This is a genomic window from Bhargavaea cecembensis, assembly GCF_001619585.1.
Taxonomy (GTDB): domain Bacteria; phylum Bacillota; class Bacilli; order Bacillales_A; family Planococcaceae; genus Bhargavaea; species Bhargavaea cecembensis_A.
Genome location: NZ_LQNT01000009.1, coordinates 1149848 through 1172558, shown reverse-complemented (window position 1 = coordinate 1172558; position 22711 = coordinate 1149848). Strand labels below are relative to the sequence as shown.

The 22711-nt window shown below is 52.1% G+C and carries 22 protein-coding genes and 1 riboswitch; of the genes, 20 read left to right on the top strand and 2 right to left on the bottom strand.

From position 1 onward, the window contains the following. Position 1: 1 nt before the first annotated feature. Entirely contained in the window at positions 2 to 895 is an 894-nt protein-coding gene (garR, locus tag AV656_RS09285; RefSeq protein ID WP_063181117.1) for a 2-hydroxy-3-oxopropionate reductase, read from the bottom strand. A 166-nt stretch (positions 896 to 1061) separates the two neighbouring features. Here garR and AV656_RS09280 point away from each other — a divergent pair, with 166 nt between their 5' ends. The 4 genes from AV656_RS09280 (at position 1062) to AV656_RS09265 (ending at position 6422) form a co-directional block, all read left to right on the top strand. Then, positions 1062 to 1685, top strand: a complete 624-nt coding sequence (locus AV656_RS09280) for a GntR family transcriptional regulator (protein ID WP_063181335.1) — start codon at positions 1062 to 1064, stop codon at positions 1683 to 1685. 212 nt (positions 1686 to 1897) lie between these two features. Further along, positions 1898 to 2077: riboswitch (cobalamin riboswitch) on the top strand. A 474-nt stretch (positions 2078 to 2551) separates the two neighbouring features. Continuing rightward, a complete protein-coding gene (locus AV656_RS09275; RefSeq protein WP_063181115.1) occupies positions 2552 to 4753 on the top strand; it encodes a ribonucleoside-diphosphate reductase subunit alpha in 2202 nt (733 codons plus the stop codon). 96 nt (positions 4754 to 4849) lie between these two features. After that, on the top strand, positions 4850 to 5302 hold the full coding sequence (locus AV656_RS09270; RefSeq protein ID WP_063181113.1) for a flavodoxin: 453 nt from the start codon (positions 4850 to 4852) through the stop codon (positions 5300 to 5302). A 67-nt stretch (positions 5303 to 5369) separates the two neighbouring features. Then, complete coding sequence (locus AV656_RS09265; RefSeq protein WP_063181111.1) at positions 5370 to 6422, top strand: ribonucleotide-diphosphate reductase subunit beta; 1053 nt, start codon at positions 5370 to 5372, stop codon at positions 6420 to 6422. Between the two features lie 52 nt (positions 6423 to 6474). On the opposite strand, the gene AV656_RS09260 is transcribed toward AV656_RS09265, so the two are convergent. After that, the gene (locus AV656_RS09260; RefSeq protein ID WP_063181109.1) at positions 6475 to 7473 is read right to left on the bottom strand and encodes a LacI family DNA-binding transcriptional regulator; all 999 of its coding nucleotides are present in this window, start codon (positions 7471 to 7473) and stop codon (positions 6475 to 6477) included. Between the two features lie 208 nt (positions 7474 to 7681). Here AV656_RS09260 and AV656_RS09255 point away from each other — a divergent pair, with 208 nt between their 5' ends. From AV656_RS09255 to AV656_RS09180, 16 genes are all read left to right on the top strand, one after another. Beyond that, positions 7682 to 8527, top strand: coding sequence for a transketolase (locus AV656_RS09255; RefSeq protein ID WP_063181107.1), 846 nt, complete (start codon positions 7682 to 7684; stop codon positions 8525 to 8527). Between the two features lies 1 nt (position 8528). Next, positions 8529 to 9515 (top strand): transketolase family protein, encoded by a 987-nt coding sequence (locus AV656_RS09250; protein ID WP_063181105.1) that lies wholly within the window; start codon positions 8529 to 8531, stop codon positions 9513 to 9515. Positions 9516 to 9592: 77 nt separating this feature from the next. After that, entirely contained in the window at positions 9593 to 10354 is a 762-nt protein-coding gene (locus AV656_RS09245; protein WP_082818675.1) for an SDR family NAD(P)-dependent oxidoreductase, read from the top strand. Positions 10355 to 10427: 73 nt separating this feature from the next. After that, positions 10428 to 11447 carry a TRAP transporter substrate-binding protein gene (locus AV656_RS09240; RefSeq protein WP_063181103.1) on the top strand — a complete coding sequence of 340 codons (1020 nt, stop codon included), beginning with the start codon at positions 10428 to 10430 and terminating at the stop codon, positions 11445 to 11447. A 13-nt stretch (positions 11448 to 11460) separates the two neighbouring features. Then, positions 11461 to 11979 carry a TRAP transporter small permease gene (locus tag AV656_RS09235; RefSeq protein WP_063181101.1) on the top strand — a complete coding sequence of 173 codons (519 nt, stop codon included), beginning with the start codon at positions 11461 to 11463 and terminating at the stop codon, positions 11977 to 11979. Then, positions 11976 to 13253 (top strand): TRAP transporter large permease, encoded by a 1278-nt coding sequence (locus tag AV656_RS09230; RefSeq protein WP_063181099.1) that lies wholly within the window; start codon positions 11976 to 11978, stop codon positions 13251 to 13253. Before AV656_RS09235 ends, AV656_RS09230 begins: the two co-directional genes overlap by 4 nt. Positions 13254 to 13413: 160 nt before the next feature. Beyond that, positions 13414 to 14088, top strand: coding sequence for a transposase (locus tag AV656_RS09225; RefSeq protein WP_063181097.1), 675 nt, complete (start codon positions 13414 to 13416; stop codon positions 14086 to 14088). A gap of 70 nt (positions 14089 to 14158) precedes the next feature. After that, on the top strand, positions 14159 to 15118 hold the full coding sequence (locus AV656_RS09220) for a 2-hydroxyacid dehydrogenase (RefSeq protein ID WP_063181095.1): 960 nt from the start codon (positions 14159 to 14161) through the stop codon (positions 15116 to 15118). A gap of 150 nt (positions 15119 to 15268) precedes the next feature. Next, positions 15269 to 15469: a hypothetical protein gene (locus AV656_RS09215; protein ID WP_063181094.1), complete on the top strand. Its 201-nt coding sequence runs from the start codon at positions 15269 to 15271 to the stop codon at positions 15467 to 15469. A 144-nt stretch (positions 15470 to 15613) separates the two neighbouring features. After that, a complete protein-coding gene (locus AV656_RS09210) occupies positions 15614 to 16042 on the top strand; it encodes a VOC family protein (protein WP_063181093.1) in 429 nt (142 codons plus the stop codon). After that, the gene (locus AV656_RS09205; RefSeq protein ID WP_063181092.1) at positions 16042 to 16308 is read left to right on the top strand and encodes an iron-sulfur cluster biosynthesis family protein; all 267 of its coding nucleotides are present in this window, start codon (positions 16042 to 16044) and stop codon (positions 16306 to 16308) included. The genes AV656_RS09210 and AV656_RS09205 overlap by 1 nt, the downstream gene beginning before the upstream one ends. Positions 16309 to 16481: 173 nt before the next feature. After that, positions 16482 to 17264: an IclR family transcriptional regulator gene (locus AV656_RS09200; protein WP_063181091.1), complete on the top strand. Its 783-nt coding sequence runs from the start codon at positions 16482 to 16484 to the stop codon at positions 17262 to 17264. 28 nt (positions 17265 to 17292) lie between these two features. Further along, the gene (locus tag AV656_RS09195) at positions 17293 to 18177 is read left to right on the top strand and encodes an acetaldehyde dehydrogenase (acetylating) (protein WP_063181090.1); all 885 of its coding nucleotides are present in this window, start codon (positions 17293 to 17295) and stop codon (positions 18175 to 18177) included. Positions 18178 to 18190: 13 nt separating this feature from the next. Beyond that, on the top strand, positions 18191 to 19216 hold the full coding sequence (gene dmpG / locus AV656_RS09190; RefSeq protein WP_063181088.1) for a 4-hydroxy-2-oxovalerate aldolase: 1026 nt from the start codon (positions 18191 to 18193) through the stop codon (positions 19214 to 19216). Between the two features lie 154 nt (positions 19217 to 19370). After that, complete coding sequence (locus tag AV656_RS09185) at positions 19371 to 21251, top strand: V4R domain-containing protein (RefSeq protein WP_063181086.1); 1881 nt, start codon at positions 19371 to 19373, stop codon at positions 21249 to 21251. Between the two features lie 241 nt (positions 21252 to 21492). Next, entirely contained in the window at positions 21493 to 22671 is a 1179-nt protein-coding gene (locus AV656_RS09180; RefSeq protein WP_063181084.1) for an acyl-CoA dehydrogenase family protein, read from the top strand. The last annotated feature ends 40 nt before the right edge of the window (positions 22672 to 22711 follow it).

Below are 22711 nucleotides of genomic sequence, written 5' to 3'. Positions count from 1 at the left end.
TTTATTTCCCGCCTTTCGGCACTTCGTAGTTTGCAAGCCTTTCGTAATACTGGATCAGCCCGGAGTGATCATCCGTCGCATGCCCGTTCGCCTTCAGCGAATGGAACATTTCCAGTACCTGCGAGGTGAGAGGCATCGGTGTGCCGAGCTCGCGCGCTGCGTTATAGACGTTCGTCAAATCCTTCATGTTGATGTCGATCCGGCCGCCCGGCTCAAAGTTGCGTTCCAGCACCATCGGAATCTTCGCATCGAGCACGGCACTTCCGGCGAGCCCGCCTTTGATCGCCTCATACATTTTGCCGATGTCGACGCCGGCCTTGGAAGCAAGGACGACCGCTTCAGACATTGCGGCAATCGTCACGTTGACGAGAATCTGGTTGGCAAGCTTGGTCGTGGAACCGCTGCCGATGCCGCCGACATGGGTCACTTCTGAGCCCATCGCTTTGAATGCCGGAAGGACTGCTTCAAAGGCTGCCTCATCTCCGCCTGCCATAATGGCAAGTGTGCCATCGATCGCCTTCGGCTCACCGCCGGAAACAGGGGCATCGATAAAGCGGACGCCCCGCTCCTTCAAGCGTTCCGCGCATTCCACGGAATCCACCGGAGAGACAGAGCTCATGTCGACGACAATTGCGCCTTCACTCACTTTTTGCGCCGCACCGTTTTCACCGAACAGGACATTTTTCACAATTGCCGCGTTCGGCAGCATCGTGATGATGATGTCTGTCCCGTCTGCCGCCTCGCGGGGAGAAACGGCTTCCTCGGCACCTGCTTCCGCAAGCATCTTCCGTGCAGCTTCGTTCAGATCAAAGGCTTTTACCTGAAAGCCTGCTTTAACAAGATTCAACGCCATGGGACGGCCCATAATTCCGAGCCCGATAAATCCGATTTTCATATGAGTATAACCTCCTGGAGGAATTCAGGTGAACTATGAGTCACAATTTCAATTGTAGTGTACTATAAATTGTCTGCATTGTATACAAAATTTAAGAAAGCGTATACATGAAAATAATGTATGATAGGTAAAGAGAAGAAACAGAAAAAAGGGAGGGCAAATGCTGATGAGAACTGGAGGTACAGCACAGGCGATTGCCTATGAAAAAATACGTGAACAAATTGTCACCGGAAATTATCCGGGCGGAATGAAACTGATCGAAGAGCGCCTGGCCGAAGAAATAGGCGTGAGCCGTACGCCAGTCAGGGAAGCCATCAGGCGTCTTGAACAGGAAGGCCTTGTCCGGCGGAAAAAAGTCTTCAAACCCGGCACCAAAGAATTGCGTGACCATTTTAAGATGCGCATCCTCATTGAAGTCCATGCAGCGCAGATGGCAGCAACCTACATGATTGACGACCATCTTGAAGAACTGAAAGAAGCCGTCCGGAAAGCACAGGCAGTCCGTGACGATTCCGCCGAGATTGTCAGGGAGAACAAGCGATTCCATGACCTGATCGTCCGGGAAACGCGGAACCCGGTGATGATTGACACCGTCAGCCGCATGCAGTCGATTATCTATCTGTTCAGCCGTGCGGTCGTCATCAATAAACGTCCGGGCCTCCTCGACGAACACGCCGCAATCTGCGAGGCCATCACTGAACGAGACCCAGAAAAAGCAGGCCGTCTGATGGAGGAGCACCTGGAGGCAGATCTGGAATTTACTCTGGCGATTGTCGAGTTGGAAGAGTGAAAAAAGAATTGAAACGGGTCCATCTGTTTCAATTTAATGATCTTGGATGCTGAAGCTTGTGGAATAAACGGACAGTCTTGCGGAGCGCTATATGTCTGTTATAGTAGAAGCCGTGTGTGGTTGACGCGTTTCGCGAATTTTCATAGCCTTTCGTCCTATTTAGGTTTGAAACACAATATGTTAGGCTATATGAGCGTTAACAACACTATATATAGTATTAACGATGGGTTGGTACCGATCGCGGTTTAATAGGGAATCCGGAAAAAGCCGGAGCTGTCCCCGCAACTGTGAGCGCCGACGACCGCCGAAGAATCCACTGCAGCCTGCTGCGGGAAGGACGGCGGGAGGAAGAAGCGCGAGCCAGTAGACCTGCCGCCCATCGCAAGCGACACTTTCTTCGGGGGTTGAGAGGTGGAAGCGAACGGGCGCCGGCCATTCATATCTTTGATTCATCTCTTCATTTATCCCCGGCCCCGATCCTCCATTACCCACACGCGAACAGCGGAAGCCCCGCCGAAGAATCTTCTTCGGGCGGGGCTTTTGCGCGTCTGAAGGCAGCTTTCGCGTGGCACGGGGCGGATTCGCGCCCGCAGGTCCTTATTTCGCGCCGGCAGTTCGCAAATTCGCGTCCGCATCCCCGGCTTTCGCGTCGGCAAGTCACAAATTCACGCCCGCAGCACTGGATTTTGCGTCCGCACCTCAGCATTTCGCGCCGGCAACCCACAAATTCGCGTCCGCAGCACCGGCTTTCGCGCCGGCAGTTCGCAAATTCACGCCTGCAGCACAGCATTCCGCGACGGCAAGTCACAAGTTCGCGTCCGCAACTCAACATATCGCATCGCGACAACTATTAAGGAGGAATATCCATGGTCACCACCAAACCGACAGATCAGTTCTCCATCATCTCCGCACTTGAACAGGAATTCACGCCGGAAAAAATCGCCCCGCTCCGCCGCACTGCCGAAGACTTCAGCGGGCCGTCCCTCCCTCAGCACCTCATCCGAGAGGCGCTTGGCCGGGTGGATGAGACGGAAACATATTGGACGGATGTCGCAGCGCGCATTTTGCTGGGCGAGCTGTACCGCGATCAACAGGAGCGCCGCGATACTGCTGACGTCTATGGTGACTTTGCCCGCCACGTACGCACTCAGGTCGAAGCCGGCTTCTATACAACCGCGCTTACCGAGCACTACACTGCGAATGAACTCCAGGAAATCGGAACATTCCTCGATCCGTCACGCGACCTGCTGTTTACATACACCGGCCTGAAGACGCTCACGGACCGATACGTGGCGACCGATTTCAATAAAAAGCCGGTCGAGCTGCCACAGGAGCGCTGGCTCGTGATTGCCATGACCCTGATGAGAAATGAAACAGAAGACCGCCTTGTGAAAATCAAGGAAGCGTACTGGGCGCTTTCGAACCTGTACATGACCGTAGCGACGCCGACGCTTGCGAATGCCGGGAAACCGCACGGCCAGCTGTCGTCCTGCTTTATCGACACCGTTGATGATTCGCTTCAGGGCATCTACGACTCGAACACCGACATCGCAAATCTGTCCAAATACGGCGGCGGCATCGGCGTCTACATGGGGAAGGTCCGCTCCCGCGGTGCCGCAATCCGCGGCTTCAAGGGCGCGTCCAGCGGTGTTCTTCCGTGGATTAAGCAGCTGAACAATACCGCCGTCTCTGTCGACCAGCTTGGCCAGCGCCAGGGAGCGGTAGCCGTCTACCTGGATGTCTGGCACAAGGACATCCTCACGTTCCTTGACCTCAAACTGAACAACGGGGACGAGCGCCTTCGCGCACACGACATCTTCACCGGTGTCTGCCTGCCGGATCTCTTCATGGAACAGGTCGAGGCACGGGGCGACTGGCACCTGTTCGACCCGCATGAAGTGCGCACCGTGATGGGCTGGTCACTCGAGGACTTTTATGATGAATCGTTCGGTTCCGGCTCATTCCGCGAGCGGTATGCCGAATGCGTCGCGCATCCGGAGATCCATTCCGAAACGGTGCCTGCGATTGACATCATGAAGCGAATCATGCGCAGCCAGCTCGAGACGGGCGTGCCGTTCATGTTTTACCGGGACGAGGTGAACCGGATGAACCCGAACAAGCATGAGGGCCTCATCTACTCGTCCAATCTGTGCTCGGAAATCGCGCAGAACATGAGCGCAACGACCGCGTCACAGGAGGTGCTGGAAGACGGCGTCATCGTCAGCCGGCGCACGCCGGGCGACTTTGTGGTATGCAATCTGTCGTCGATCAATCTGGGGAAGGCGGTGCCGGCGGGCGTGCTCGGAAGGCTGATCGACATTCAGGTCCGCATGCTCGATAACGTCATTGACCTGAATCAGATCCCTGTCCTCCAGGCACAGGAGACGAACCGGCGTTACCGCGGCATCGGCCTCGGCACGTTTGGCTGGCACCACCTGCTCGCACAGAACAACATCCAGTGGGAGTCGGAGGAGGCTGTTGAATTCGCCGACAAATTATATGAAGACATCGCCTACCACACAATCCGTGCATCCGCGAAGCTGGCCGGGGAGAAGGGCGCGTATCCGCTTTGCTCCGGGTCGGACTGGCAGACCGGAACGTACTTCGAACGCCGCGGATATAAAGGGGACCGATGGGAGTCGCTCCGGGAGGAAGTCGGACGGAATGGCGTCCGAAACGGTTATATGATGGCCGTCGCCCCGAACTCCTCGACATCCGTCATTGCGGGCTCCACCGCATCGATCGACCCCGTCTTTAAACCGTTTTACCATGAGGAGAAAAAAGACTATAAACTCCCGGTCGTGGCGCCAGACCTCGATCACCGGACCTACGACGTCTACCGCCGTTCCGCCTATATCGTCGACCAGCGCTGGAGCGTTCGGCAAAACGCCGCCCGCCAGCGTCACATCGACCAGTCGATCTCATTTAATCTCTACGTTCCCAACACGATCCGGGCAAGTGTACTGTTGGACCTCCATCTTCAAGCTTGGAAATCAGGCCTGAAGACGACCTACTACACACGCTCGACCGCAAGCGACGTGGAGGAGTGTGAATGGTGCCAGTCATAAGGGCTGGAGGCGAATGTTAAGCGAACGCCCGCGAATGTTAAGCAAGTACCCGTGAAAGTAAAGCAAACCATCGCTTAGTCAGAGGAGGGGCAGCCGATGAACATCCTGATCACCTACGCCACCTATAGCGGCAACACGAAAGAAGCGGCGGAGCTCATCGCAGATTTCCTTGAGGAGGCAGGCCATGCCGTCGGCTTCCACTGGATCGGCGGTGAGCCTGTACCTGATGTTTCTGAATATGACGCGCTAATATTAGGTTCATTCACCTGGGCAGAGGGAAGCGTTCCCGAGGAAGTGAAGAATTTCATCTTGGACGTCGGCTACAAGCCTGAGAATACGTTCATCTTTGGTACCGGCGACACCCAGTTCGGGGGCGATGCGCTTTTCTGCAGGGCCGCAGTTAAACTGGCCCGCTTTTACGAATCCTCGATGCCTGCGCTCAAGATCGAACAGAGTCCCCGTGGCGGGCAGGAAGCGGCCGTTCGGGAATGGACTGATCATGTCGCGGAGCGGCTGGGTGCCAAAGCTTATGACCGGGTACCCTATTGAACGCTCGCTCGACCTGAGGTCTGTCACCATCTTTTATCACCCTAATATAAGAAAGGGGCCACTATCCATGACAACTCAAACCACAGAGCTGCTCACCCGCGTAAAGGTGCTGGACCCGGTCAATCCGAACCGGGCGACTGCTATCTTCGGCGGGGAGGCAAGCGGCATTTTAAACTGGAACGATCTGAAATATCCTCATTTCTATAAGCTCCGCCAGCGGATCCGATCCTTGTTCTGGACCGCCAACGAGGTCGACCTGACACAGGACGTGAAGCAATTTCCCAACCTCCCTCAGGCCGAACGGGATGCGTTCCTGAAAATCATCGGTCTGCTTGCGACGCTGGACGGTCCTCAGACGGACGTTGCGGCAAAGCTTGCCCACTACGTGACGGACCCTTCCGTCAAATCCCTTTTCGCGACAATCGCCGATCAGGAAAGCGAGCACAACCACAGCTACGCATACGTCCTAAGCTCGGTCACGACGTTCGATAACCAGGTTAAATCCTTTGAAACCGGGCGGCAAGATCCGGTCCTTCTGAAGCGAAACGAGCGGATCGCCGAAGTCTACAATGATTTCGCAACCAATCCGACCACTGAAAATGCGCTCAAGGCGATGGTGTACACAACACTTCTGGAAGGCCTGTTCTTTTATTCCGGCTTCGCGTTCTTCTATAATCTCGCGCGCAACGGGAAGATGGTCGGAACGTCGACGATGATCAGCTACATCAACCGCGACGAGCTCGAACACGGAAAAGCGATGAGCGATGTATTCCGTGCGGCGATGGGGGAGAACCCGGAGCTGAACACGCCGGAGTTCACAGAATGGATTTACGACGCATACCGTCATTCGGTCGAGCAGGAAACACTATGGAGCCGCTACGTGCTGGACGGCGTGGACGGCATCGACCTGGTGGAGATGGAAGGCTATATTAAATACCGGGCGAATAAAATGCTGCGGATGCTCGGTCTGTCTGAGATTTATCCGGAACACTCGGACAATCCGATGAAATGGATCCGTGCCTATGTCGACAGTTTTGATGATACAAAAACGGACTTTTTCGAGCAGACTTCCAGGCAGTATACGAAGACAAGTGACCTGAACGGCTTCGATGACTTATAAATCAAAAAGCTGCAAGAAAGCTTCATGCTTTCCTGCAGCTTTTTAATTTCATTTAACATCCACATGATTTTCGGATGACCAGATTAGCAGGTAATTCTACATGCTTGACGCTTTCCGGATTTTCAATCTTATCGAGCAGGATGTCAAACGCAATCCTGCCAATCTGCTCGGGTGGCTGGATGATATTTGTGACTGGCGGGTCGATGATTTCTGCAGAGGGGAAGTCACCAAAGCCGATAATGGCCACGTCATCTGGTATAAGGAGGTTCATTTCTTTCAATTTGGAAATTGTCCCGATAGTCATCAAGTCATTCAAGATAAACAAGGCGGAAATTTTCCGGCTTCTGGTTAATAGTTTTTCGGCTGCAGTCGCAGCGCCTTTTTTCGTAGCTGCTCCCAACTCTAAGTAATCCTCATTGAACGGTATCCCATAAGCTTCCAATGCGTCTCGGTAACCGCGAATCCGATCGTTAGTTGTGGAAACATCAGGAACACCATAAATGATCCCGATGTCCCGATGGCCATGTTCCAGAAGGTGAAGAGTTGCATCATAGCCGGTTTGATAGTTATCTCCCGTCACTCTAGGAGTGTTCTTAACGACAGGATGGTATCGGTTGACTAGGACAATTGGAAAGCCTGCCTCCGTAAATTCATTTAGGTACTCAAGGTCGCTTGAAGTTGGGGAAAGGATGATCCCATCCACCATATTCGAATGGAGTACATTAATGGTCTCTTTTTCATATGGGACATTCTCATTTGTGTTCACGAGCATCAGATGATAACCCATCTCCCTGGCTCGTTCTTCCACTCCGTAAGTTAATTCGGAAACAAATGTATCCGGTAAACTTGAGACGACAAGCGCAGCGGTCATTGTTTTTTGCCGTTTCAATGTTTTTGCAGCCTGATTCGGCATGTAATTATATTTCCTTACCACCCCCATTACCCTGGAATGGGTTTCTTTTGATATCTGTTTAGTGCCATTGATCACGTGGGAAACGGTCGCCACTGATACATTAGCTTCTTTCGCAATCTCCTTCATGGTTATCTTCACGATTGATCCCCCCTTGGTTAAACCGTTAACTTGATAATATTCTATCCCTTCCAACATGGATATTCAATTAAGCATGAAAATCTATGAAAACCGTGAATAAAGAATAAATTTTCTAAAAACTATTGACTGTAAAACGCTTACAAGATAATATTGGAACTAAGAAAAGAGGTTAAACGTTTAACCTAATAACCTCAAAGGGAGGATTCAAATGGTCAATCTTACTGCCAGCCAAGTAAAGGTCAACTTGATCAAAGAAAAAGCAAAACTGTCTCGACTGGAAACAATCCGTCTAATCTCACTCGCAAAGAGCGGGCACTATGGATCGTCGTTCTCGTGCTCAGAAATATTTGCAACTCTTTACTATCACGTGCTCCGCTATGATCCAAACAATCCGAAGTGGAAGAATAGGGACCGGTTTGTCATGGGGAAAGGACATTCAGCTGTCGGGGTATACCCGCTTCTGGCAGATGTCGGTTTCTTCCCCAAGGAAGAGCTGGACACGTACACCGAAGTTGGCAGTGCGTTCGGCGACCACCCGGACATGAACAAAATAAAGGGAATCGACTTTAGCTCCGGTTCTATTGGGCACGGTTTGTCAGTCGGAGTGGGAATGGCACTTGCCGCTCGTCTCGACAATCTTGATTATCGGACATATATCCTCATGGGAGACGGCGAGCTTCAAGAGGGGCAAGTATGGGAAGCGGCAATGAGCGCGCCTAACTTTAAGTTGGGGAACTTGGTGGCTATCGTCGATAACAACAAAGTCACCGTGGATGGGGTAACAGCTGAGAATATGAGCATCGAACCGATCCGCGACAAATGGGAAAGCTTCGGCTGGAACGTTATCGATGTGGACGGCCATGATATCGAGGCGCTGATAAGGACATTCGAGAACTTGCCTTCACCCGATACGGATGTGCCGACAGTGATCATCGCTGATACCGTTGCCGGAAAAGGCGTCTCATTCATGGAAAACGGTTATGAGTGGCACGTTGCCAATCTAGGAGAAGACGATAAGATCAGAGCCATTAATGAAATCAAGGAGATGAACTGAGATGACGACTTTCCATAAAGACACATGGGAGCTATATAAAAGTACTGAAATGGCAAAGCAGTTGACCGCGGGGGAGACCTTGGCCAAGCTCGGCGACGACCATCCCGAAATCGTTGCACTCTGTGCGGACCTCGGAAAACCGACACGGCTCTGGGATTTTGGGGCAAAGTATCCGGACCGCTTCTTCAATTTCGGAATTGCTGAGAAAAACATGGTCACGGCTGCCGCCGGGTTGGCAAGCACAGGGAAGATCCCGTTTGTCGCGACGTATGCATCGTTCCTGGGCATTCTGGCCGCCGAAAATATCAGGACAGCGGTTGCTTATCCGAATTTGAATGTCCGTCTAATCGGGACACATACCGGAATTGCCATGGGCTTTTATGGTTCTTCCCACCACGCAACGGAGGACATCGCCATTACTCGGTCAATGGCAAATATGACGGTCATCTCCCCAGCAGACGGTGTTGCTATAGCGGAAATGGTGGAGGAATCAGTAAAGGCCTATGAAGGGCCGATCTACTTCCGTGTCAGCCGTGGACGTGAAGAACAGGTTTACACAAAAGACGCTGCCAAAGTCCAAAATAGAATCGGCAAGGCAAACATTCTGCGTAAGGGTTCCGACTTGACCATAATCGCCTGTGGCATCGAAGTTCATGAAGCACTTCAGGCGGCTGAACAGCTTCAGGACAAGGGTATTTCAGTCAGGGTGATTGATATGCATACTATTAAACCATTGGACAGGGAAGCGGTGCTGAATTCAGCACGTGAGACGGGAGCGATCCTGACCGTCGAGGAGCATAATGTCATGGGCGGCCTCGGCAGCGCGGTGGCGGAAGTGCTGATGGAATCCGGTGTGAACTGCAAGTTCAAGCGACACGGCTTCTACGACGAATATTCGCTGATCGGCAAGCCTTTTTACCTGTATCAGCATTACAAGCTGGACGGCAAAGGAATTGCCATGGTCGCGGAGGATCTGCTGAACAACTAATAAGCATGACAATCAGAGAAGAGACCGGCAGTCCGGAAACTTCTCTGATTGTTCATCTGTATATGAGGAGTGTAGTCATGGATTTCGAGAATAGAGTCGCATTAATTACAGGGGCGGGTTCCTTGGAAGGAATCGGCATGAGCATCGCTCGCCAGCTCAGCAAACGGGGGGCAACTGTGGTACTGGCTGATATCAATAAGAACGGTGTTGAAGCAGGTGCCAATGAGATTGAAGGTAAAGGAGGGAAAGCTTACGCAGTCCAATTAGATGTGACTGATCAAAAGCAGATGCAAAGTGTTGTCGAAGAGATGGTCAAGAAGGTTGGCAAAATCGATATTGTAGTTAACAATGCAGGGGTTTCACGGCCTTCGCGAGTCCAAGAGATTACCGAAAGTGAATGGGATTTTGTACTTAACGTCAACTTGAAAGGCCCATTCTTCCTGACACAGGCCGTTCTTCCCTATATGAAGGAAAACCGATATGGAAGAATCGTTAACTTAAGTTCGGTATCCGGTAAGCGCGGAGGCGGTGTATTCGGGGGATCTCATTATTCCGCCGCCAAGGCCGGCCTCACTGGTTTCACGAAAGCAGTTGCTCGGGAAGTCGCAAGTTATGGGATTACATGCAACACGGTGGCGCCGGGCTTAATTGGCGGAACGGATATTACGGGAGGGCTGATGACCGAAGAGAAGGAACAGGAGATTAAGCGTGACATTCCGTTGGGCCGTCTTGGACAAGTGGAAGACGTATCGTATGCTATAACGTTCCTCGCATCTGAAGGAGCAGGATACATTACCGGGGAAGAACTGGACATCAATGGCGGATCACATATCGACTAAAAGGGCTATTTGCCCTTACTCTATTTTGTAAGCGCTGCCATTTAGGGCGAGCCATGAAAAGAGGAGGTAAAGAATGAAGATTATCCGGTTCATTACACTCACAGCTGTGTTATTACTTGCGGGAAGCCTGCTGTATGTCATGTTCGCTTCCGGTGAAGTGGCTCATTCGAGTGATGACAAGATTACGATCCGGTTCGGGCACGGAGCAGCCGAGACGAATGAGCGGCATTATGCTGTAATGAGATTCAAGGAGCTGGTTGAGGAACGGTCAGACGGCAAAATTGAAGTTCTCGTGTACCCAAACGAGTTGCTTGGTTCGGAGGGGGAGATGATTGAAAGCGTTACACTCAATGACCTTCAAATGGTCGCTGCCAGTGCATTCAGCCAGTATGACCAGCGGATCAGTGTATTCGAGCTTCCATACCTTTTTGACTCACACGAAGAGGCATGGAACACGCTTGACGGAGAGTTGGGGGATGAAGTCGGCAGCTACCTGCTGAATCATCATTTAAGAATCCTCGGTTATTTCGAAAATGGATTCCGCCACATCACTGCCAATAAACCGGTTGAAAGTCCCGAGGATCTGGCAGGCTTAAAGATTAGGACACCGGAATTCCCAATATCTCTAACCACCTTCCGGGCCCTCGGGGCAAGTCCTACACCAATGGCGTTTGGTGAGTTGTACATGGCCCTGCAACAAAAAACGGTAGACGCCCAAGAGAACCCGGTGCCCAATATCTATGCCAACAAGCTCTATGAGGTCCAAGATTACCTCATTATGTCCGGTCATCAGTACAGCTCGGTGCCGGTTGCTGTGAACGAGGAATTCTGGCAATCCCTGTCACCAGAAACACAGAACCTTTTGCAAACAACAGCAAAGGAAGTTGCCCAATACCACCGTGACCTAGTTTTGGAGAATGAACAAACGATGATTAAAGAGCTGGAAGAGGCTGGAACCATTGTCCTTACACCAGACACAGAACCATTTAGGAAAATGGCAGAACCAGTTTACGATTCATTCAAGAGACGGTTTGGAGAGGACTTGGTCAATCGCGTACTTGATGCTGTTGCAGAAGAAAGATCCGGTGAATAAGGGGGAGAGAATAATGAACGTACTCAAATGGGTCGATAAAAACCTGGAAGAATATCTGTTAATGTTTCTTAGCGTTTTCACGGTTATCGTCATCTTCTCACAGGTTGTGATGCGTTATTTATTCAACAATTCCCTTACATGGTCTGAAGAGATTGCTCGATATGCGTTTATTTGGATGATATATATCGGTGTCAGCTATGGGGTAAAGCGAAACGCCCATCTTGCAGTCGATATCCTTCCGATTATGTTTAAGGAAAAGGGGAAATTGATATTTGCGATCATTGCAGATTTCTTCTTCCTCGTATTCACAATCATTGTCACTATATATGGGTTGGATATAATTTCTAAGATTACAAGGGAGTCAGCTGCGCTTGAAATTCCGATGAGTTATGTTTACGCGGCACCTGTTGCGGGGATGGGTCTCACGATTATTCGGCTTCTGCAGCGGTTCGTGCTCCACTATAAAGTGCTGAGGGAAGGCAAAGCGATAAAGCTGAAGAAAATCCTCGGCTGGAAGGGTGAGGCTGCATGACAGCAACGGCATTCGTCCTATTCGGGAGCTTTTTCTTGTTCATGCTTCTGTCTGTTCCAATCGGGATTTCACTAGGCCTGGCCGGAATAGTCACCGCGCTCTATTCCACAAACATTTCCATAACGTTCCTGACACAAGGTTTGGTGACTTCAACTGATAATTTTGCACTTATGGCAGTCCCGTTTTTCATTCTTGCGGGTGAGATAATGGGGAAAGGTGGCATCTCAGGCCGCTTGTTCGACCTTGCGAATGTATTTGTCGGCAGATTCACGGGAGGATTTGCCATGGCTGCGGTAATCACTGCAATGTTCTTTGCGGCTATTTCAGGTTCCGGTCCGGCCACCGTTGCAGCAGTGGGCGGGATCATGATCCCCGCGATGGTCTCACAAGGTTACGACAAGAAATTCGCAACTGCAGTCGTCGTATCAGCGGGTTCACTCGGTATTATCATCCCTCCAAGTATTCCTATGGTGCTTTTCGGGGTTTCCGGGAATCAGTCGATCGGGGACCTGTTTATGGGTGGGATTCTTCCGGGAATTCTGATGGGCTTTACGATCATGGTCTGGATTTATTTCTATTCAAAGAAGAAGAACTATAAAGGCAACAATCAACCCTTCTCCATTAAGGAGATGTGGAGCGCGCTTTATCGGGCAAAATGGTCTCTCCTCGTCCCCGTCCTGATACTTGGAGGAATTTATGGAGGTATATTCACGCCTACGGAAGCAGCGGTAGTTGCTGTGGTTTATTCAGCAGTGGTCGGATTCGTTCTTCATCGTGAGTTAAAAATCGCTGATTTTAAACCAATACTTGCAGATGCTGCATTGAATTCCGTTGTTATCCTCCTGATTATCGGAACCGCCAATACATTCGGCACAATTCTCTCCATGGAACAGATGCCAAAGGCGTTCGCCGATGCATTACTGTCACTCTCAGACAATAAATTTACGATTGTATTGCTTCTTCTTTTGTTGCTCTTAATTGTGGGCTGTTTCTTGGATACGTCTGCTGCGGTGATTATTTTTACGCCGATTTTACTTCCGGTTGCACTGGGAATTGGCGTAGACCCAATCCATTTCGGCGTTCTCATGATTTCTGCACTTGCACTCGGATTCCTGACTCCGCCGCTTGGGGTTAACCTGTTTGTGGGTTCCGGAATATCCGGGTTGTCTGTTTCCACAATTGTACGAGCGGTTGTACCGTTTTTCATTGTGCTGTTGATTGCGCTGATTTTTATCACATTTGTCCCAGCGCTATCGTTGGTTCTTGTACAATGAACGAGTGCTTATGCTTGAAAAAAGCAGTTGAAATAATACCGAGATAAAAATCGTTCCAAAATCCCAAAAAATATGTATTCCCTTTCATAAACATGGACAATTAACGTGGCGGATTTGTTATAATTGCGTCAATGATAATTTGTTCAAGGGGGAGAACTGCATGGCGGCTAACGTGATTGAAGACAAAGAAGCCAAACCACAAAAAACATTTGAGGAAAGGCTCCGGGCGGTGAATGAAGTCCTTGAAAAGAAGCGGAAAAAGGGAGCGGTCGCCCGCGAATTCGGCGTCCACCCGAACACGCTCAAAAACTGGCTTGACGCCTATGAGGAATCCGGCGAGGAGGGCCTCATCCCGAAAAAGCGCGGCCGCCAGCCAAAGTCCCCGGGCATTGACCCGAACCGCAGACTCCGCGAGCTGGAGCGTGAAGTGCGCCGGCTTCGTGAAGAAAACGATATCCTGAAGAAATTCACGTCGATGGTCGACATCAAAAAGACCGAGCGTTTCGATGCGATCCATGAAATGAAGGACGAGCACAAAGTGCGCCGGCTCTGCATGACGCTCGACGTGTCGGAAAGCGGTTATTACAACTACGTGAACCGGCCGGAAAACAAGCTGTCCGAGCGCGACCGCGAGGACATCTCCCTGATCCGCCACCTGATGGAACAGGAAGATGTGCTTGATCCGGACTGGATTCTGCTCGAGCTGCGAAAGGCCGGCCGCACGATCAACCGCCGCCGACTGCTCCGCCTTCTCGACCAGATCGATGAAGTCGAGGTACTGGAAATCGAAGAAGACGAGTACTCCGAAGAAAAGGAAGCCGTCGGGGCCAAATAATTGTTTATCCAAACCGCCGGAATGCAGTTTCCGGCGGTTTTTACAGTGGACACGAAAGGGGATGAGGGGAATGAAAACGATCTTTATCACAAGGAAACTGCCGGAGGAAGCTGTCTCAGGGCTCCGGGAAATGTTTGAAGTGGACATGTGGCCGAGCGAGGACGAGGTCCCGCCGAAAGAGGTGCTGATCGAGAAGGCGCAGACGGCACATGCGCTCTGGACGAATGTGGCCGACACCGTCGACCGGGACGTGATCAAAGCGGGAGAGAACCTGGAAGTGATTGCAAATCTCGCCGTCGGATATAACAATATTGACATCGAAGCGGCCAAGCAACGGGGAATCATGGTCACGAATACGCCGGGCGTCCTGACGGAAACCACGGCCGATCTGGCATTCACCCTCATGCTCGCCGCGGCGAGACAGACGGGCCAGGCTGAGCGTTTTCTGCGCGAAGGCAAATGGACCTCCTGGTCGCCGATGGGCTTCACGGGTATGGACATTTTTGGTGCCACGCTCGGCATCGTCGGGATGGGCAGGATCGGCGAGGGCGTCGCCCGCCGCGCTGCCGGCTTCGATATGGACGTGCTCTACCATAACCGCACACGCAAGCCTGAGGCCGAGTCGATGTTCGGCTTCCGGTATGCTGAGCTGGATGACCTGCTTGAGCAGTCCGACTTCGTGGTCATCCTCACGCCGCTCACCGAAGAAACCCGGGGCATGATCGGTGAACGCGAACTCGGCCTTATGAAGAAAACCGCTATCCTCGTCAATGCCGCACGGGGCGGTATCGTCGATGAAGAAGCTCTGTATGAAGCCCTGAAAAACGGCGATATTTGGGCTGCCGGGCTTGATGTCTTCGAAGGCGAACCAATCGGATCCGACCATCAGCTCCTTACCCTGCCGAACGTGACGGCACTTCCTCATATCGGCAGTGCCAGCGTCAAAACGCGCCTTGCCATGATGCAGTTGAACGCGGAAGACATTGAAGCGGTCTTTTCGGGGCGTGCTCCTGAAAATCGGGTGGTGTGAGGATGAAAAAACTTCTGGTGGCCGGGCTGGTTACACTTGCTGGAGTTCTGTTGAAACCGCGGAAGGTACGATCGGAAAAGAACGGACGCTGAAATCCGTCGAAACTTCTCCTGTACTGGCACCGTAAAAGGAATGAAGAGGAGGGACCCCATGCTTCAGACCAGACATAGGATCGGCCTCATCGCAGTCACCCTATTGGTGGTGGTCGCGATTTTATTGGCCGCCCAACATTACTTTAACAGGCAGGAAATCAGCTCCCTGACCGGCGGTTGCCTGGACAACGGGGGCACCGTGGAACTCACCATCCACAACACGCTCACCAACTCTTATGAATTCAGCTGCACACGCTGATTGAAAGAGTACATACGAAAAATTGCCCGCTTTCCCTGATGGAGAAGCGGGCGATTTTGATACTCCAATGACGGATAAAGGCTCAGCCTTTCCGAAATCGGGTATGATGAAGGAAGACAAATCAGAAAGCGGGGCGGTTTTGAGATGAAAGATTGCATCACACCTTACCTCACGTTCTACGGCCGTGCAAAGGAAGCGGCAGTGTTTTATGCGGATCTGTTCGGCATGGAGAATCTCGGCATCCAGACATACGGGGAATCGGAATTCCCCACGCCTGAAGGTGCCGAGGACTATGTGATTCACTGCCATCTGAAGCGGGGCAACTTCCAGCTGATGCTGGCCGATTCGACCGAGCCGGCACCCGAAGTCCCGCGCCGCGGCCTCTCACTCATGATCGATTGCGAATCCGAAGAGGAGATCCGTCGGCTTTATGATAGTCTGCTTGTGGAAGGCCGCCGGATCATGGAGCTCCAGGATACATTCTGGGGCGCAAGATACGCCAAGGTGGAGGACCGGTTCGGATTCACGTGGGACCTGAACTATTCAAATGACCCTGAACAGGCATTTGAGTGATGTTTACTGTTTCTGACGCGGCAAAAGCGGAGCTGGCAAACAGACTGCAGTCCGCCGGTCCCCGGTTCGTCCGTCTCCGGATGCGGGATAGCTGCTTGTTGAGCCTCAAACTGACTCTTGATGAGTCCCCGCAACCCGGTGACAGGGAGATTCCGATCGACGGCTTCTCTTTTCTGCTTAACGAGGGAGAGCTTCATTATTTAAGGGGGAAGACTCTCGACTACATCCCGGACCAAACGGGCTTCAGGCAATTTGAGATGGTTTAGAACAAGGCCCCGCCTTCCTGCTGAATTCAGCACCGGAAAGCAGGGCCTTTTGATTTTCAAATTAAATATTCTAAATTTTCATTGACATCAGACGATCTAACAGTTTAGGATAAACACATCATCGCTTATTTACGAACGGCGTTCGACAATGCCGAACGAAAGGAAGGCTGGTAGTGACCGTCAAAGTTATTCAATCGGTGGATAGGGCGATCGATATCCTTGAACTGTTCATGGCTTCCAAGCCGGAGCTCAGCATCAAGGAAATCAGCGGGAAGCTGGAATTATCAAAAAGCACCGTCCACGGGATCATCAAGACATTGGAATATCGCGGGTACCTCCAGCAGGACCCGGAAAGCCTGAAATACCGGCTGGGGATCAAACTGTTCGAACTGGGGAATGTCGTCGGCAACAGCATGGACATCCGGAAAATCGCCTCACCCCTGATCCGGGGCCTGGTGGAAGAACTCAGTGAAACCGTCCACCTCGCGGTCATGGAAAGGGAAGAAGTGGTCTACGTGGAAAAGCTGGAAGGCCCGAGGACACTGACCATTTATTCGCATGTGGGCAAGCGGGCACCTGTCCACTGTACGGGGGTGGGCAAGGCGATCCTCGCTTACCAGAGTGAAGAGCAGATCGAAAGGATGCTGACGTCCGGAGATCTTGTCGCCCATACGCAACATACCATGACGGACATATCTGTGATCCGCGAACATTTGAGGACTATCAGAGAAAACGGCTATGCCGTCGATGATGAAGAAATTGAGCTCGGCCTTAAATGCGTCGCCGCGCCGATCTTTGATCATCAGGGGAATGTAACCGCTTCAATCAGCTGCTCCGCCCCGAAGGTGAGGGCGGACGAGGTGAGCTTTGCAGAGATGGTCGGAAAAATCATGGCGGCGGCATCCGAAATATCAGCCGCACTGGGCTACCGCAGTCCACTGGTTGTCAATCTATGAAAATACGAATGGGTAGGGGGAGATTCATGTGTCAAAAGTAAAAGTGGCAATTCTCGGTTCGGGGAACATCGGGACCGACCTGATGATCAAACTGGGGCGCTCTGAAGTATTGGAACTGACGGCAGTGATCGGCATCGATCCGGATTCCGACGGCCTGCGCCGGGCACGCGAACTCGGATATACGGCGATCGACAGCGGCGTCGACGGGTTCCTGCAGCAGCCGGAACTGGCGGACATCGTATTCGATGCCACATCCGCAAAAGCGCATCTTTACAATGCAAAGGTGCTTCAGGAAGCGGGCAAGAAAGTGATCGACATGACGCCGGCCGCCATCGGTCCTTATGTGTGCGCGGCAGTCAACATGGACGAGCACCTGGACAAGGACAACATCAACCTGATCACATGCGGCGGCCAGGCGACCATCCCGATGGTCCATGCGGTCAACCGGGTTGCACCGGTCGAATACGCCGAAATCGTCGCAACGATCTCGAGCCGGAGTGCAGGCCCGGGGACTCGCGCGAACATCGACGAATTCACGGAAACGACTTCCCGTGCGATCGAAAAAGTCGGCGGCGCCAAAAAAGGCAAGGCGATCATCATCCTGAACCCGGCTGAACCGCCGATCCTCATGCGGGATACGATCTACACGCTCGTCGAGGAAGGAAAAATGGACGAAGAATCCATCCGGAAGTCGATTCAGGAAATGACCGATGTCGTCCAGTCGTATGTGCCGGGCTACCGTCTCCGCACTGAACCGTTCTTTGACGGCAACCTGGTCACGGTCTTCGTTGAAGTGGAAGGCGCCGGGGATTACCTGCCGAAGTACGCGGGGAACCTCGATATCATGACAGCCGCAGGTGTCAAAGTCGCAGAAGAATTCGCCAAGAACGTACTGGCGAAACAAACGGTTTAAGGGGGAACGGACCATGACGAAACAAAGAGACATTCTATTGACCGAAGTCGCCCTGCGGGACGGCAGCCACGCCATCGCCCACCAGTTCACGGTCGACCAGGTCCTTAACGTAACAAAAGGATTGAATGACGCAAACGTTCCATATATCGAAGTAGCGCACGGAGACGGACTCGCCGGTTCGTCCGTGCAGTACGGCCTATCCAAAACCAATGAAATGGAACTGATCGAAGCAGCGGCGTCCGTCGCAGACAAGTCGAAAATTGCAGTGCTGATCCTGCCTGGTATCGGCACGCTCCATGAACTCAAAGAAGCGGCCAGCCTCGGCGCAAAAATGGCCCGGGTCGCCACGCACGTCACCGAAGCGGACGTGTCCCGGCAGCATATCGCCTACGCGAAGGAACTCGGCATGGAAACGGTCGGCTTCCTCATGATGGCGCATATGGCACCTGTCGAAAAGCTTGTCGAGCAGGCCAAGCTCATGGAAAGCTACGGAGCGGACACGGTCTACGTCGTCGACTCTGCCGGCTACCTGCTTCCGGACCAGGTCCGCGAGCGGATTCGTGCGCTTAAGCAGTCTGTCGGCGTAAACGTCGGCTTCCACGCCCACAATAACCTGTCGCTCGCCATGGCCAACACACTGGCCGCCATCGAAGAAGGGGCAACCCGCATCGACGGCAGCGTCCGCTGCCTCGGAGCCGGCGCAGGCAATACCCAGACGGAAGTGCTTGTCGCCGTTCTGGAACGGATGGGCATCGAAACCGGCGTCGACCTGTACAAGATGATGGACCTCGCCGAAAACATCGTCGCACCAATTCTCCAGAGCCCTCAGGAAATCACAAAAGACAGCCTGACACTCGGCTATGCCGGCGTCTACTCCAGCTTCGCGCTCCACGCCAAGCGGGCCGCCAAGAAGTTTGACATTGATTCCCGGGACATCCTGATCGAACTTGGAAAGCGCAAAGTCGTCGGCGGCCAGGAAGACATGATTGTCGACGTGGCAGCAGAGATTGCGGCGAGAAAAGAGAAAGTCCTTAGCTGAACGGATTTATAATGGTTCGGATGATCAGCCGTTCTCCGGGAAGAAGGCATCGCCTCGTCTTCAACCCGGGGACGGGCTGATCATCCGTTCTTTTATTTCGTCTGCAGACAATCGTCATAAAGGTCATCGAGAATGGGGAAACAGGGGGGAGAACATGACGATTCAAATCTCAGAAGAACGTTATACCGAAAATCCCGAAGTCAGCGGACGCAGGCTGATCACGTCTTCTTCAGCCTTCGGGATTATCCGGAAGCAACTTGCCGAGAACATCGGCGTGGGACGGATCAGGGGGTTCTTGTTCCGTTACGGCTGGGAGATGGGTGCGATGGATGCGGAAGAAGCCATGAAGACCGAAAGCTCCGTGGAGAATCTCGTCAAGGAAGGACCTTTGCTTCATATCGGGAACGGACACATAACCGGGATGGATCATAAATGTACGATTAAATATGGAGAAGACGGACAACTGCACTCTGTCTACGGGAGAGGGAAATGGGTCAATTCCTACGAAGCATATGAACATATCAAACGGCTTGGCTTATCGGATGAGCCGGTCTGCCATACACTGATCGGTTACGCCAGCGGATTCATGTCCACGGTTTTCGGAGAGAGCCTGTATGCCAAGGAACTCGAATGCGTGGGCAAGGGGGATCAGGTCTGCCGCTGGGAGGTCAAAACCGAAAGGCAGTGGGCCGAGGAAAACCAGGCCGAACACAATCACCTTCAGGAAGAGACGACCATCGTCGAAGAACTTGAATTCACCTATGAACAGCTGCTGGAGCAGCAGAAGGTCGTCACCAAGCTGTCGGATTTCCAAAAGCGGCTGACAGAAGAAATTGCGAATGGAAGCGATCTTCTGAGTATCGCTGAAATCACGTATAGGAATGAAGAGATCCCGATTGTCGTGGAGGACCGGAGCCACCGCACACTGGCCGTTGCCGGACTGTCTGAAGAAGAGGACCGGGAGCTGAAAGAAGATATGCTTCGGTACTTGGCAGAAAACCAGCCCGGCATGCTTCCGGCCACAGAGGGTTATCCGGTGTTTTTTCGAAAGAAAATCATCCGGACTGAACTTCAGGAACGCCTCGTCACGCCGATTCTCGTACAAAAGGAAGTGATCGGCTACTGTTCCTTCGTTTATGATCCTTCTTCCAAGCACAATAAGGATGAGGATTATCTGTTTCTCGACCGCTTTGCCAATGCTGCGTCACTCCTGCTCTTGAATGAGAAAACCAAATTCGAATCGTTTGAGCGGATGAAAGGGAGTTTCCTTGAGCAGATCCTTGAAAATAAACTGTCCGCCGAAGACATCATCAAGCGGGGAAAGTACACGGGAATCGACCTGGAACAGCCCTATTACATCACCGTGATGTCGCATAAAACCGGGCAGCGTACGACCATCGAAGAGGAGTTTTATCAACAGGAACAGATGCTTGAAAAGACATTCCGCTATTTTAGCGAGAAAAAGCAGAATCTCCTGATCGGTCATCTGGATGGTCATATGGTTCTCTTAAAATCGGCGAATGCCTGCAAGCCGACCATTGATGAAACGATCAGGGAGTACTGGGAATTTATCTCCAAAGAATACCCGCAGAGCGAGTTCAGGTTTGGCATCAGCAACCGTGGCGAGAACATCCGGCTTGCATCCAAGGCGTACCGTGAAGCACGGATGGCGGAGCGGCTGGCCATCAAAAAGCAGATTGTACCCTTCCGGTCTCTCGGGGTCGTCGGCATGCTGGTGAGCCCTGAAAAGCTGGACGACGTGAAAATCATCGCGGCGCAGGAGCTGGGTCCTTTGTATAACCTGGAAGATCCAAAAATGCTGGAGCTGCTCAGGACATTGCATGCCTTTTTGTCCAACGGCGGAAAACTGGAGAAGACGATGACCGACCTGGCACTGTCCATGAGCGGTCTGAGGCACCGGATCCAGAGAATCGAAAGCCTGCTTGAGAAAGACCTGAGGAATCCGAACGAAGCCCATCAGCTTCTCGTGATCCTTCAGTCACTGATCGCGCTGGGCGAACTCGAAACTGAATAATTTCCCAAGATCATCCTTGCCTGGATGGTCTTTTTTGGCGTTATTTACTTTTTTGATGAACAAAAAGGTTTGGCGAAAACGAAAAACATAGACAATTCATGCTCTTGAGTGAAATCTGTAAAATCAATAAGCTTATTTTGAAAGAACAATTACTCATTATTCTTCGAGTATTGAAAGCGATAACAAATCCTTTCCGCACATCTTCATGAGACGCAGACCCACATATAAAGGAGTGGACACCATGGCATTACATGTAAGTGAACAATCCGTTATCGATCAGCTGATGGAAGGCGCAGAGAAAGTCGGACAACTGGCTGAACAGGAAGCGAGACTCGCTGAAGAACGGGCAACGGTTTCCGAAAACGTCGTGAATCTGATGAAAGAGACCGGCATTTCCAGGATGATGCTTCCTAAGGAATATGGCGGACCGCAAGTTGACCTGAAAACGTTTGCCAAAATTGTACGCAAAGTGGCGAACTACAATATTTCCGCAGCATGGCTCACCTATCTGTACCCGCTTCACAATATGATCCCTTCTTTCCTTCCGAAAGAAGGACGCGACGAAATTGCCAACCAGGGCGGCCTGATCGCAGATATCTTTGCTGCGATCGGAACCGCAGAACCCGAAGGCGATGGCTTCCGCATCAGCGGCAAGTGGGGCTTCGTCAGCGGCGTGCTGCACAGTGACTGGACGGGCGTCGGCGTCATGATCCAGTTCCCAGACAAGGACAAACCGGAGTTCTGCCTGCCTGTCCTGAAGACTTCGGAAATCGAAATCATTGAAAACTGGGATACGTTCGGCCTGAGAGGAACAGGCAGCAACATGGTTGTCGCCGACAATGTGTACGTACCGAAAGAGCGCATTCTGCGCGTCGAACCGGCGGAAACGACAAGAAGGCCGCCCGAAGAAAACTACGACAAGGACTATCCGTTCTACGGCGTTCCATTCTTCCCGGCATTCTACCTCGGCTTCCCATACATGGCACTTGGCGGAGCTGAGCGGATTCTCAAGGAATTCAAGGAAGCGACCGAAAAGCGTGTCCGTCTGATGGACGGCGTACGTGAAAGCGAATCACCGCGGAGCCAGCGCGTCATCGCAGAATTGATGACCGAATTCCACCAGGCTGAAGGGTTGATGGAGAAATACATGGACCTTCTCATCGACTTTGAAAAGAACGGTTCCGTGACACCGAACGCGGAATTCTTCGCACTCCGCACGAAAGCCATCAAGATCTGCGTGGACATCTCGGTCCGTGCACTGCTGACTCTTGGCGGAAGCGCATTGTATAAAGGCGGTCCGATGGAACTGTTCCTCCGCGACATTCTCTCGGTCGCGACGCACAAGACGTCCCTGTATGAAGATGCAGTTGCGGCATACGGCAAAGAGCTGTTCGGCTTTGACGGAGGCGTACGCGGCTGATCTGTAACCGACATACGACTAACTGTTTAAAAATCAGCAG

Bases quoted from the DNA above. Each gene is read 5' to 3' on its own strand.
- AV656_RS09270 (WP_063181113.1), top strand. From the start codon at position 4,850: ATGAACATCCTGATCACCTACGCCACCTATAGCGGCAACACGAAAGAA.
- AV656_RS09280 (WP_063181335.1), top strand. From the start codon at position 1,062: ATGAGAACTGGAGGTACAGCACAGGCGATTGCCTATGAAAAAATACGT.
- AV656_RS09235 (WP_063181101.1), top strand. From the start codon at position 11,461: ATGAACGTACTCAAATGGGTCGATAAAAACCTGGAAGAATATCTGTTA.
- AV656_RS09255 (WP_063181107.1), top strand. From the start codon at position 7,682: ATGGTCAATCTTACTGCCAGCCAAGTAAAGGTCAACTTGATCAAAGAA.
- AV656_RS09275 (WP_063181115.1), top strand. From the start codon at position 2,552: ATGGTCACCACCAAACCGACAGATCAGTTCTCCATCATCTCCGCACTT.
- AV656_RS09180 (WP_063181084.1), top strand. From the start codon at position 21,493: ATGGCATTACATGTAAGTGAACAATCCGTTATCGATCAGCTGATGGAA.
- AV656_RS09230 (WP_063181099.1), top strand. From the start codon at position 11,976: ATGACAGCAACGGCATTCGTCCTATTCGGGAGCTTTTTCTTGTTCATG.
- AV656_RS09215 (WP_063181094.1), top strand. From the start codon at position 15,269: ATGCTTCAGACCAGACATAGGATCGGCCTCATCGCAGTCACCCTATTG.
- AV656_RS09205 (WP_063181092.1), top strand. From the start codon at position 16,042: ATGTTTACTGTTTCTGACGCGGCAAAAGCGGAGCTGGCAAACAGACTG.
- AV656_RS09210 (WP_063181093.1), top strand. From the start codon at position 15,614: ATGAAAGATTGCATCACACCTTACCTCACGTTCTACGGCCGTGCAAAG.
- AV656_RS09265 (WP_063181111.1), top strand. From the start codon at position 5,370: ATGACAACTCAAACCACAGAGCTGCTCACCCGCGTAAAGGTGCTGGAC.
- AV656_RS09220 (WP_063181095.1), top strand. From the start codon at position 14,159: ATGAAAACGATCTTTATCACAAGGAAACTGCCGGAGGAAGCTGTCTCA.
- AV656_RS09250 (WP_063181105.1), top strand. From the start codon at position 8,529: ATGACGACTTTCCATAAAGACACATGGGAGCTATATAAAAGTACTGAA.
- AV656_RS09245 (WP_082818675.1), top strand. From the start codon at position 9,593: ATGGATTTCGAGAATAGAGTCGCATTAATTACAGGGGCGGGTTCCTTG.
- AV656_RS09225 (WP_063181097.1), top strand. From the start codon at position 13,414: ATGGCGGCTAACGTGATTGAAGACAAAGAAGCCAAACCACAAAAAACA.
- AV656_RS09185 (WP_063181086.1), top strand. From the start codon at position 19,371: ATGACGATTCAAATCTCAGAAGAACGTTATACCGAAAATCCCGAAGTC.
- AV656_RS09240 (WP_063181103.1), top strand. From the start codon at position 10,428: ATGAAGATTATCCGGTTCATTACACTCACAGCTGTGTTATTACTTGCG.
- dmpG (WP_063181088.1), top strand. From the start codon at position 18,191: ATGACGAAACAAAGAGACATTCTATTGACCGAAGTCGCCCTGCGGGAC.
- garR (WP_063181117.1), bottom strand. From the start codon at position 895: ATGAAAATCGGATTTATCGGGCTCGGAATTATGGGCCGTCCCATGGCG.